Here is an 11144-nt window from a genome sequence, read left to right on the forward strand (position 1 = left end):
TAGCCACCTGCAAGTTTATTATTTATTTTTGCGTACGCGGCGCTCGCGGCGGGTGTCGCGAACCTCTAGCGGTAGATCCTGCTCGGCCTTGTCCTTGTTGAACTCGGCCAGGCGGTCGATGGCATTGCGTGCGTACATCTGCTGGCGGGTGGAAACCATCTGCCAACGGTTGCGGTCCAGGACGTTTAGACCCCAGCTGACGCAGGAGACGAGACGGTTGCGGAAGCCCACCAGGAACATCAGGTGGACAGCCAGCCACAGAATCCAGCCAATGAAGCCGGAGACCTCAACCTTGCCCATCTTCGCCACTGCGGAGAAGCGGGAGACGGTTGCCATGGAGCCCTTATCGAAGTACTCGAACGGTTGGCGCTCCGCGACATCGCGGCCGTCTGCCTCGGCAGCAATGTTCTCAGCGACATACTCGCCACCCTGAATAGCAACCTGGGCAACACCCGGGAGGTTCTCGCGGTTGGACATGTCGCCCACGACGTAGATGTTCTTGTAGTCACCAGCTGTCATGTCCTCGTTGACAACGACGCGGCCAGCGCGGTCGGTCTCGGCGCCGGTCTGCTCGGCAATCATCTTGCCCAGCGGGGAAGCGGACACGCCGGCGGACCAAATCTTGCAGAACGACGGGATGAACTCCTCGGTTCCATCCTTCATGTTCTTGTAGGTGACGCCCTCTTCGTTGACGTCGGTCACCATCGCGCCCAGCTTGACGATGACACCCATCTTCTCCAAGGACTTTTGAGCCTTACGGCCCAGACGCTTGCCGAACGGCGGCAGAACCTGCGGTGCGCCGTCGAGCAACACGACACGTGCAGCGTGCGGGTTGTAGCTGCGGTAAGACGATGCGAGAGTGCGGTTAGCCAGCTCGGCCAGCTGACCAGCAAGCTCAACGCCGGTCGGGCCAGCACCGACGACCACGAAGGTCAGCAGACGCTCGCGCTCGGCCGGATCGTCGGTCAGCTCGGCGCGCTCAAACGCGCCGATGATGCGGGCACGGATTTCGAGTGCGTCGTCGATGTTCTTCATGCCCGGAGCAAACTCGGCAAAGTGATCATTGCCGAAGTAGGACTGGCCAGCACCAGCGGCAACCAGGAGGTGGTCGTATTCCCACTTGGAAGTCTGGTGACCCAGTTCCGAAGTCACAACCTGCTTTTCGACGTCGATGTCGGTGACATCGCCCTTGACAACACGAACGTTCTGAACACCGTCGAAGATTGTACGAGTGGACGGAGCGATTTCGCCCGAGGACAGGATGCCCGTTGCTACCTGGTAGAGCAGTGGCTGGAACAGGTGGTGGTTAGTGCGGTCGATGAGAGTGACGTCGACCTCGGCGCCCTGCAACTTCTTCGCCGCGAACAAGCCGCCGAAACCCGAACCGATGACGACCACGTGCGGGCGTCCGGAGTGCGGGCGGTACGGAGTCTCGGTCATGTATTTTCTCCTCACAGACTTTAAAGTTCTCGAAGTTTTAGATTCGGCTTTTAGCCGGCAAGCCACAATAGTAATCCTCTCGGTGCGCCACCGCCTATTCTGGGCCCCTGCGCGGTAGGCTTCGAGAGCAAACTCAGTTCGTTATTCGTACCTTTATGCGGCGCGATTGTTAGGAGGTTCGGGCAGGGTGAATTCGGCAAGCCGGCAGGCAATTGACGCAGAGCGATGGCCTCGGGTTGCGCGTATTCCAGAGGGGCGTTTCTTAGCGAAACGTGCTGAAATGATGGAACGCTCTTTTGAGCGGCTCTGCCAGGACAACGGCATTGAACTGGTTGAATCCGGTGAGTTTGTCGGAGAGTCCTTCATCACTCGGTCGACGGGTGACGCCGATTTGGCTATCGACGGGGTCGGTGGCGTCAGCTCTAGCGGTGGCAGTGAATCTCCCACTAGTTCTGAATCGCTTCGTCCAGTCGTTTTCAGCGTCATTGATCCTGTTTTCTATTCTCGACTAGCTGATTCAGAATGGCTCGGATTGGGGGAGGCCTTTCTCGCGGGCGAGTGGTCCAGTGATGACTTGCCAGAGCTTCTCAGTCGACTGCTCAGCGCCGAGTTTGATATTGCCTCGTTGGGGCCGTTGACACGTGGTCTGATGAAAGTCGCGCGTTCACGCCCGCGTCTCGATGGGCCCGATATGGCGGGAGAGTTGCCGACCTCATTGCTGGAGCTTTATTCCGGCGAATTGCTAATGGGTGGTTCTGGCCTGTTTGCCTCCGGAGTGCGAACCTCGTCGCGTGAACAGATTCCCAACTATGCCCGTGGTGCGGGCAAGGGTGGGGTTCCCTCACACTGGTCAGTTGACGTGACTTATGTCGATGCCCCGAAATCCGTCGCGCGTGCCGATTTTCTGCATGCCCAGGTGCGCAATATTGAGCACATGCTCGATCTCGCTCGAGTGCGGGCTGGCGACCGTGTGGCCGAATGGCCGTCGGCAGGCGGAGAAATTGCTCTTCGGGCTGCAGAAAGGGGAGCGGGTGCGGAGGTTATTACCGTCTCAGATGACCACACCGACACGGTGCTGGAACGGGTGGAAAAGGCCGGATTGCGCGGCGCGGTCGATGTAATCCAGATGGATCGCAACATTCCGTCGCCACGCGAATTCGAGTCCGACTTCGAGGCGGTTATCAACGTCGGGCGTCTGGAGACCTTCGGCCGTGCAGGTGCGCTGCGCTGGCTGAAGAGCGCCGAGCGTCTGCTTGTCGATCGCGGCACCATCGTCGTCCAAATGGTGGTAGCTACGGACAAATTCGACGCGCTCGCCGAGCGTAGCTTGGACCTCGTACGCGCTTACGTGTGGCCACAGCTGCAACTTTTCACGATGGAAGAGCTGCGCAAGATGGTAGACCGGGAAACCGGCCTGCGCATCGCGGCGGAAGAGTACATTCCGGCGCACTTTGCGACGACCTTGCAGCTCCAGCGCGATTTCTTTGCGGCTCATGCGCGCGAAGCCGCTGGTATCGGCTATGACAGAGTGTTCCGGAGGATGTGGAATTACTACCTGTCGCTGTTTGAGGCGCTCGTGCGTGCAGAGAAAGTCACGCTCGTGCAGGTCGAACTCGTGCATGCGCCACGCAGGCCTCACTAGCAGCGGGCAGTTCCGAACGCGTTGGAAATTCGCCAGATAAATAAGGTTTGCAAAAATAAATCACGTTTTTTAGGCAAAACTACCTCAATGGCGGTGTTTAGGGTCTAAAAACGAAACTATGAACGCACAGAGCACCACACGTACTGCAGACATTGTTGTCGTCGGCGCCGGACTTGCCGGATTAGTCGCGACGTATGAGGCCACGCAGGCAGGTAAGAAGGTTATCCTTGTCGATCAGGAGAACGCCAACAACCTCGGCGGACAGGCTTTCTGGTCGCTGGGAGGGATCTTTCTCGTCGACTCGCCAGAGCAGCGCCGCCTAGGAGTCAAGGATAACCGCGAGCTCGCTGAAGCTGACTGGTTCAACTCCGCGCAGTTCGACCGCGAGGAAGACAACTGGGGGCGCAAGTGGGCCAAGGCCTACCTGAACTTCGCGGCGGGGGAGAAGCGCGACTACCTCCGCAATCTCGGCGTGAAGTTCCTGCCTGTCGTCGGGTGGGCTGAGCGCGGTGAAGGGCGTGCCGACGGTCACGGTAACTCGGTACCCCGATTCCACCTCACCTGGGGCACCGGCCCTGAAATCGTCCGCGTTTTTGCAGAGCCGGTCGCCGAAGCTGCGAAGAAGGGGCTGGTGGAATACTGCCATCGCCACCGCGTTGACGAGGTGATTGTAGAAGACGGCCGCGCCGTCGGCGTGCGTGGCAAGATTCTGGTTCCCTGTGAATCTTTAGAGCGAGGAGTGGCGTCGTCACGCGAGGAAACAGGGGAGGACTTTGAGATCCGCGGGTCGGCCGTGTGCATTGCGACGGGCGGTGTCGGCGGCAACCTGGAAGCCGTGCGTAAGTGCTGGCCGACCGAGCGCCTGGGCGAGATGCCGAAGGACATGGTTTGCGGTGTGCCAGAGCATGTTGACGGCCGTGGCATTGAGATTGCAGAGCAAGCCGGCGCAAACCTCGTCAACCGTGACCGCATGTGGCATTACACCGAGGGTATGAAGAACTGGAATCCGGTGTGGCCGAATCACGGTATTCGAATCATCCCGGGGCCGTCGGCCATGTGGTTCGACGCGGAAGGAAACCGCCTGCCTGCACCATATATTCCGGGCGCGGATACGGTTGGCACGATGAAGCACATTCTGGCTACCGGACATTCCTACTCCTGGTTTGTGCTGAATAAGAACATCGTGGCCAAGGAGTTTATCTTCTCTGGCTCAGAACAAAACCCGGATCTGACGGACAAGGAGATTAAGAAGCTGATTGGCAAGGTGACTGCTGGTGTCGCCGCGCCTATTCAGGCGTTTATGGATAACGGCGAAGACTGGGTGGTTGCCGACGATCTGCCGAAGCTGGTCGAGGGGATGAACGAGATCGTGGAAGCGAGCTCTGGCGGAGAGTCCGGAGCTGCGGAGTCCGGAGCTGCAGCGCCGAAGATTGACCTGGAGAAGCTTGAGGAGCAGATCCGTCAGCGCGACATGCAGACCGGCAATCCCTTCTCCAAGGACTACCAGGTCAATTACGTCAACGTGGCCCGGAACTTCCTCGGGGACAAAATCATCCGCTCTGTGCCGCCATCACCGATTTTGGATCCGAAGAACGGCCCGCTGATTGCTATTCGTCTGCGCATGCTGACCCGCAAAACGCTCGGCGGCATTGAGACGACCCTCGACGGCCAGTGCTTGCACCCCGACGGAACTCCCTTTGAGGGGCTCTACGCCGCAGGCGAGGCCTCTGGCTTCGGTGGTGGCGGCGTCCACGGCAACAACGCACTGGAAGGTACATTCCTGGGCGGCTGTATTTTCAGTGGCCGCCAAGCAGGCCGCGCGATGGCGGAAGTGGTTAAGTAGCTACCGCATACCGCACGGTTCGGTGGAAAAATCCGCGACTATTCCAGCCCGATGGAGAATGCACTTTCCAGATCGTGCTGAGAGTAGGTGCGGAAAGCCAGCTGAGTCTGAGTGCGAATGACGCCGTCGACCTTGCTGATGAGGTTTGGAATGATTTCCGCCAAATCGTCGTGGTTAGTTGCGCGCACCACGACGACCAGGTCCCAGTCGCCAGTAACGGAGTAGACCTCAGTCACGCCGTCGATCTCGACGATGGTCTCGGCGGCCTCCGGGATCTTGTCAGCTTCGACATCGATGGACACAATTGCGGTAATCAAACTCATGGCTGCCTTTCCTCAGAGTTTAAACGTGGGGCTCGCTGAATAGCGTGGCCCGGACCGCAAATACTGCGGCTCGGTATTTCATTTCTGTCACGATTCTACTGATTTCCAGAAAACAGCCTGGAGGATCCCGACGAAAGGCGGTAAAAAGGGCGCTATGACACAAACCGCATTTCAGTCCAACCCAGTTCAGCTTTCCGGCGACCTGCCCCAGGTCGGCAACAAGGCTCCGGAGTTCACCCTCACCGGTGGTGACCTCGGTGAGGTCACCAATCAGACCTTCGCTGGTAAGAAGGTCGTCTACAACATCTTCCCGTCGGTAGACACTGGTGTTTGTGCAGCTTCGGTGCGTCACTTCAACGAGGACGCTGCTGGGCTGGACAACACCGTCGTGGTTAATGTTTCGCGTGACCTGCCGTTCGCTCTCGGCCGCTTCTGCGCTGCAGAAGGCCTGGACAACGTTGAGGTTGCCTCGGATTTCCGCCACGGTTTCGGCGAAGCCTTCGGTGTTGTCCAGCAGGATGGCCCACTCGCAGGTCTGCTGGCTCGTGCCGTTGTTGTCACTGACGAAGAGGGCAAGGTCATTTACAACCAGCTGGTCGATGAGATCACCACGGAGCCGGACTACGACTCCGCACTGGCTGCGCTGAAGTAATTAGCTAACTAGCTCGCAGCAACAAGTAACCAGCTGGAATCGACGGGGCTCGTCGGCGCACTCGCTAGGCAGTTGCCTGGCGGACTTCGCCGACGAGCTCTTCTAGTACGTCCTCCAGCGCGACGATCCCGTTCACGGAATTCGCCATGCCTGCCGAGGCTGCTGAGCTCTCCGATTTTGCTGAGCTCTCCGAAGTACTATTCTCCTCCGTCACCAACGCGAAGTGAGCCTGTTCGCGCTGCATAAGCCGCATGACCGATTGGAGCTTGGCATCAGGGCTAACGCTTGCGAAGGTGCGAATTAGATTCCGCGGGAAGGTCTGGTCGCGGTGACCGTCGTCAAGCGAGAGTAAATCCTTGACGTGAATGTAGCCGATGAAGTTGCCGTCTGTATCAGTGATGGGGAAGCGGGAAAATCGCGTGCGTGCGCTGAGCTCTTCGATGTCGGCGACAGTGGTGTCGGGGCCAATGGTGACGAGGGTGTCGAGTTCCATAGTGACGTCCGCGGCGGTCAGATGCTCGAAGCCGAGAGCTTTGTGAAGGAGTGCGAGCTCGTCATCGTCGAGAAGCCCCTGACGCCCGGACTCGGCGACGAAATCCTGCACCTGACTAGCGGTGAAGGAGGAATCGACCTCGTCCTTCGGAGTGGCGCGAAGAACCTTACGAACCACGATGTTCGAGGTCGTATTCATCGCCCAGATAACCGGGTTGAGTAGCCGCACAATCACATACAGCGGAATAGCCACGAACTTCGCCGTCGGGCTGGGGGCCGCAATAGCGATGTTCTTCGGCACCATTTCGCCGACAACCATGTGCAAGAAAGTGACAATCAGCAGCGCCAACACCAGCGCAACCACGTGGGCGGTGCCCGCGGGGAGTCCAAGTGCTGTCATGTAGGGCTCGAAGAAGTGTGCAATCGCAGGCTCACCGACGGCACCGATGAGCAGGGAACAGGCGGTAATGCCAAGCTGTGTTGCCGCCAGTGACACCGACACGTTCTCGATACCGCGCAGCGCGTACTTTGCGCTGGTAGAGCCGCTGACGGCATCCGGTTCAATTTGGTCGCGGCGAGCCGAGACCATCGCAAATTCAGCGGCGACAAACCAGGCATTGAGGGCTAACAGCAAAATAAGAGTAAGTAGTGGCATGTTTTAGCCCTCCTGTTCGCTGTTGTGCTCGACGTGATTGTGACTGGTGCCGTCCTGATGAGCGCCTTCATCCCTGTGCGCGACCTTGTTGCCGACGCGGTCCACCTGGACACGAATACGGCCAACGCGGTGACGCGCCATGCGCTCTACTCGGAAGGCGACTTCAGCGGTGGTAGGCAAGTTCTCCTCATCGAGGTTTTCGTGGTCGGTGGCTTCGACCGTGACAGTGTCGCCGAAGCGCGGCATGCGATCTAAGCGCTCGGTAATGAAGCCGCCAATCGTGTCGGATTCTTCGCCCTCCGGTAGAACCAGGTTTAGGATTTCTCCCAACTCGTCAGGGCGCATGAGACCAGAAACAATCACCGTATTGGGGCTAATCCGGCTGTAGAGCAAAGAACGATCATCCTGCTCATCATCGATTTCACCAACGATTTCCTCGACGAGATCCTCCAATGTCACAATGCCGTCCGTGCCACCGTACTCATCGACAACCACCGCGAACTGGTATGTGTCTCCGCGTAGTTGGCGCATCAGCGGATCAAGCGTGGTTGAGTCGTTCACCACGAGCACATCTTTGGCCAGGCTCGCAGCTGACGTCGTCAAGCGTTGTGCGTGTGGCACGCTGAGCAGGTCGGTGTAGTGCACCACGCCCCGGATGTCGTCGACGCTATTGCCAACGACGGGGAAGCGTGCATGTCCAGAATCTGCGACGACCGTCAGCATCTCTGCGACGCTCTGATCTTCGATAAAGATAATCTGCGTGCGTGGCGTCATCACATCAGCCGCCGTGCGCTCGCCGAACTCAATCGATCGCGCCACCAACTCGGCGGTCTGCGGGTTAATCTTTCCTTCATCGCTAGAGCGCGTGACGACGGCACGGAGTTCCTCCGCGGTTCTGGCACTGGCAACCTCTTCCTCAGGGGAGAAGCCGAGCCGTTTTAGTATCCAATTAGCCGCGCTGTTGAGCAGCCAGACCAGCCAGCCGAATGTGAACATGAAGGCATTCTGCGGCCTGACCACGAGGTTTGCGACTTTCGTCGGCTCGGCGATGGCCCAGTTTTTGGGAACGAGTTCGCCAAAGACCATTTGAGTGAAGGTTGCGATAATGAAAGCGCCCGTAGTGCTGATTGCAGTGACGGTGGCGGGAGAGACGCTAGTGCCACTAAAAGCGGCTTCGAGGAGCACGCCGAGGGAAGGACCGGTAAGGAAACCAGCGACGAGGCTGGTGACCGTAATTCCCAGCTGTGCGCCGGAGAGGTTAGTAGAGGTGCGTGATAGAGCACGGTCTACTAAATATGCGGACTTTGAGCCGGCGTTTGCGGCCTTCTTGACGTCGTTTCGGTTAACCGTGAGGTAGGAAAACTCGACAGCAACGAAAATTGCGTTGGCGAAAATGAGTAAAAGAAATACCGCTAATACGATGAACGCGGATGCAATCACGCGGCATCACCTGGAGCGTTTGCTGCGTTCGCTGAGGATGTTGCGGTTGCTGCGGTGATTGCGCTCACTGCGGCTACAGAGAACCCGTTTACCTTGGCTCGAGGCTCAGGGTCGTCGGACGAGTCAGCTCTATCTGACGTGTCTGACGTATCGGGTCTGTCGGGGCTACTGGATGTGTCTGAGAGATCAGGCATGGGGAAATCTTACTAAAAATTCCTGACTAGACGTGTAGCGAAAATTAATTATTTGCTGAGTGGGCATGGCGGTGCGGGTTGACGGGTCAGGCTGATTGACTGGCTGGATGACTGGCTAGATCTGGCGGTAACTGCGGTATCGGCGCTAATGGGGAGGACGGACCCCTAAGGCCAAAATGTCATAATGTATATTATCGGACAAATATTGACAGTGGCCAGCCCTGGGGGTTTCTGAATTTCTAGAGCTGCCGCCTTTTCTGCCGCCGCATTCTACCTTGGCGCTTGATCCATGCTGTCGGGCTTATTGCTCATTGGTTTTGGTGTCTGCTGCAAGCTCATCCGCGTTGCGGACGGCAATCTCTTCCCGCAGCCGCTTGTTCTGCCACAGCGTCATGCCAATCAGGAATATGCCAACAGCCACGAGCCACCACACGCCCTTGTATGCCACGAATGCAATGAAGATAATCAGTAGCACCATTCGCACCTTTCGTGCGAGCAACATTGCTTCGTAGGTGTTCATATCGTTGTGACTCCCAACTGGCCTACCAAAATTGTTTTTGGCGGGACTTCTGCGGTGTGTGGACTAAATGGCTTAATTGCGTCACAGTGACGAAACGGGGCATATTTTCGCTGGCTAGAAGCCTCTTTTAGATTCGCTCTCGTGTGATTCTCTTTAGATGGCCGTGCCTGCTAGTCGAAACCTACGCGTCCTGCTTCTCCGCGACAATGCGTAGATTGAGTTCGCCGTTCTCCTCGATGGATGCAGCTACAAACTGTGGCAGGCGCACGTTGTAATCCAGGCGGTTGATTGGCAAAGTGCCCGACAGCAAAACCAGGTTTTCGGTACGAGCGGCCTTCATTGGCACGGTGACATCATTGGTGACACCGCGAATGGTCAGGCGTCCCGGAATCTCGATATTCGCCCATTGGCCGTTATCTGGAATGCTTGAAATATCGAGCGGCTCTGCAAGCTCAAACTTAGCTTCTGGGTACTGCTCAACGCTGAAAATATTGTTGCGGACATTGATGTCACGACGTTCAATATCGCTAGTCAGAGTTGCCATGTCAACAACAACGGATGCGTCCTCAAGATTGTTGTTAGCAACCTTCAGCTCGCCAGTGACATCGTGGGTGGAACCGGACGTCGTCCGCCTGCTGCCTGGCAGCACCTCGTTAAAAGTAAAGCCAACGGAGGTGTTCTGTGAGTTATCGCCACCGACAATCTTCCAGGTGCCATTCGCGTCAGTCGTTGCTGCAGGCAGCTCTGCGGCCTCGAAATCCCCAGTACGCACGCCTTCATGCGTGAAAACGCGATACAAAACTGGCCCCACAATAACAATTGCGAGCGCAACAACTGCAACGGCTATCAAAGTAATAATCGACTTACGGACACCAGAATTCATAGTGCTCATCCTATCCTTTTAATCCGCTATGGGATAAACCGTTCCACCTCACGCGTTTTCATAATCAATTCCTGCGTAATCTCCTGTAGGACGGCGGTCTCCATGCCGTCGTCAAGCGCGGTGCGCAAGTCTTCGGCGAGACAACGTACTTCGAAGAGTCCGTCCCCTATTCGCTTTACGACGTCATCGCCCGTCGGCCGGCTCGTGGCATCTGCGGTCTTCAGTGTGAGATCCGAATTGATTCGTTCGGCAATCGGCCTGGAGGCGCCTTTTGCTACGCCGGTGCGTTTTTCATACGCGCGCTGCCGGCAGGCTTGGCTGCAGAATTTGCGCCGGCGACCGCGGATCGCGACCTCCATTTCGCGGCCACACCACTGGCAATTGGCGATAGTTGTGCTCGGCTTTTGATCTGACACAGAAGTCAATTATGGCATGAATGCTGACTAAGGCGTTATAATGTGTGGTCTAGTATTTCTACCAAAGGGGGCACGTTCCACATGGCAGATCGAGTTCTTCGTGGCAGTCGCATGGGCGCCGTTTCGTATGAGACCGATCGCGATCATGACCTCGCGCCGCGAATGATGGTCCGCTACCGCACTGAATCCGGTGAGATCTTCGAGGTCCCATTCGCGGATGACGCGGAAATTCCAGGTGAATGGCTGTGCAAGAATGGCCAGATTGGTGAGCTGGTTGAAGGCGAAGGCACTGAAGCTAAGCCGGTGAAGCCGCCGAGGACTCACTGGGACATGCTCCGTGAGCGCCGCTCCATTGAGGAGCTCGACGTGCTGCTGGATGAGCGCGTTGACTTGCTGCGCAAGCGTCGTCGTAACGCCGCTCGCCTGCTGAAGGCTCAGAAGGAAGCCGAAGAGGCAGAGAAGAACGCTTAAGGTTTGAGCTGGTTAGGTTCGAGCTTTAGAGCTTTGTAGCCGTCAATCAAACACTGCAATTCGGGTCCGGATAAGGTTTTGCTCCTTATTCGGGCTCGTTTTTCGTTGGTGGCTGGCTGCGGCGGGCCGAGCCGAGTTACTGGCTGCGTTTATGACAAAAATGGCCTGAAAAA

Annotated in this window: 11 protein-coding genes; 4 read left to right on the forward strand and 7 right to left on the reverse strand. The window is 57.4% G+C overall.

The window, feature by feature from the left end; all coding sequences use genetic code 11:
- Nucleotides 1–18 precede the first annotated feature (18 nt).
- The gene (locus tag HMPREF2708_RS02420) at nt 19–1440 is read right to left on the reverse strand and encodes an NAD(P)/FAD-dependent oxidoreductase (RefSeq protein WP_070831860.1); all 1422 of its coding nucleotides are present in this window, start codon (nt 1438–1440) and stop codon (nt 19–21) included.
- 187 nt (nt 1441–1627) lie between these two features.
- Here HMPREF2708_RS02420 and HMPREF2708_RS02425 point away from each other — a divergent pair, with 187 nt between their 5' ends.
- Both HMPREF2708_RS02425 and HMPREF2708_RS02430 read left to right on the forward strand, forming a co-directional pair.
- The gene (locus HMPREF2708_RS02425) at nt 1628–3082 is read left to right on the forward strand and encodes a class I SAM-dependent methyltransferase (RefSeq protein WP_070831863.1); all 1455 of its coding nucleotides are present in this window, start codon (nt 1628–1630) and stop codon (nt 3080–3082) included.
- 118 nt (nt 3083–3200) lie between these two features.
- On the forward strand, nt 3201–4925 hold the full coding sequence (locus HMPREF2708_RS02430) for an FAD-binding dehydrogenase (protein WP_070831866.1): 1725 nt from the start codon (nt 3201–3203) through the stop codon (nt 4923–4925).
- A 38-nt stretch (nt 4926–4963) separates the two neighbouring features.
- Here the strand turns inward: HMPREF2708_RS02430 and HMPREF2708_RS02435 are convergent, their stop codons facing one another.
- Nucleotides 4964–5248: an Lrp/AsnC family transcriptional regulator gene (locus HMPREF2708_RS02435; protein WP_005511316.1), complete on the reverse strand. Its 285-nt coding sequence runs from the start codon at nt 5246–5248 to the stop codon at nt 4964–4966.
- 154 nt (nt 5249–5402) lie between these two features.
- Between HMPREF2708_RS02435 and tpx the strand changes: the two genes are divergently transcribed.
- Nucleotides 5403–5900, forward strand: coding sequence for a thiol peroxidase (gene tpx, locus HMPREF2708_RS02440; RefSeq protein ID WP_070831869.1), 498 nt, complete (start codon nt 5403–5405; stop codon nt 5898–5900).
- 64 nt (nt 5901–5964) lie between these two features.
- Here tpx and HMPREF2708_RS02445 read toward each other — a convergent pair whose 3' ends face one another.
- From HMPREF2708_RS02445 to HMPREF2708_RS02465, 5 genes are all read right to left on the reverse strand, one after another.
- The gene (locus tag HMPREF2708_RS02445; RefSeq protein ID WP_070831873.1) at nt 5965–7047 is read right to left on the reverse strand and encodes a hemolysin family protein; all 1083 of its coding nucleotides are present in this window, start codon (nt 7045–7047) and stop codon (nt 5965–5967) included.
- A 3-nt stretch (nt 7048–7050) separates the two neighbouring features.
- On the reverse strand, nt 7051–8487 hold the full coding sequence (locus HMPREF2708_RS02450) for a hemolysin family protein (RefSeq protein ID WP_070831876.1): 1437 nt from the start codon (nt 8485–8487) through the stop codon (nt 7051–7053).
- A gap of 495 nt (nt 8488–8982) precedes the next feature.
- Nucleotides 8983–9201, reverse strand: coding sequence for a hypothetical protein (locus HMPREF2708_RS02455; RefSeq protein WP_070546153.1), 219 nt, complete (start codon nt 9199–9201; stop codon nt 8983–8985).
- Nucleotides 9202–9382: 181 nt separating this feature from the next.
- Complete coding sequence (locus HMPREF2708_RS02460) at nt 9383–10093, reverse strand: YceI family protein (protein WP_070831879.1); 711 nt, start codon at nt 10091–10093, stop codon at nt 9383–9385.
- 17 nt (nt 10094–10110) lie between these two features.
- Entirely contained in the window at nt 10111–10500 is a 390-nt protein-coding gene (locus HMPREF2708_RS02465) for a hypothetical protein (protein WP_210400308.1), read from the reverse strand.
- A gap of 81 nt (nt 10501–10581) precedes the next feature.
- Here HMPREF2708_RS02465 and HMPREF2708_RS02470 point away from each other — a divergent pair, with 81 nt between their 5' ends.
- Nucleotides 10582–10971: an RNA polymerase-binding protein RbpA gene (locus HMPREF2708_RS02470; protein ID WP_005511311.1), complete on the forward strand. Its 390-nt coding sequence runs from the start codon at nt 10582–10584 to the stop codon at nt 10969–10971.
- Nucleotides 10972–11144: the final 173 nt, after the last annotated feature.

It is taken from the genome of Corynebacterium sp. HMSC073H12 (assembly GCF_001837775.1).
Classification (GTDB): domain Bacteria; phylum Actinomycetota; class Actinomycetes; order Mycobacteriales; family Mycobacteriaceae; genus Corynebacterium; species Corynebacterium amycolatum.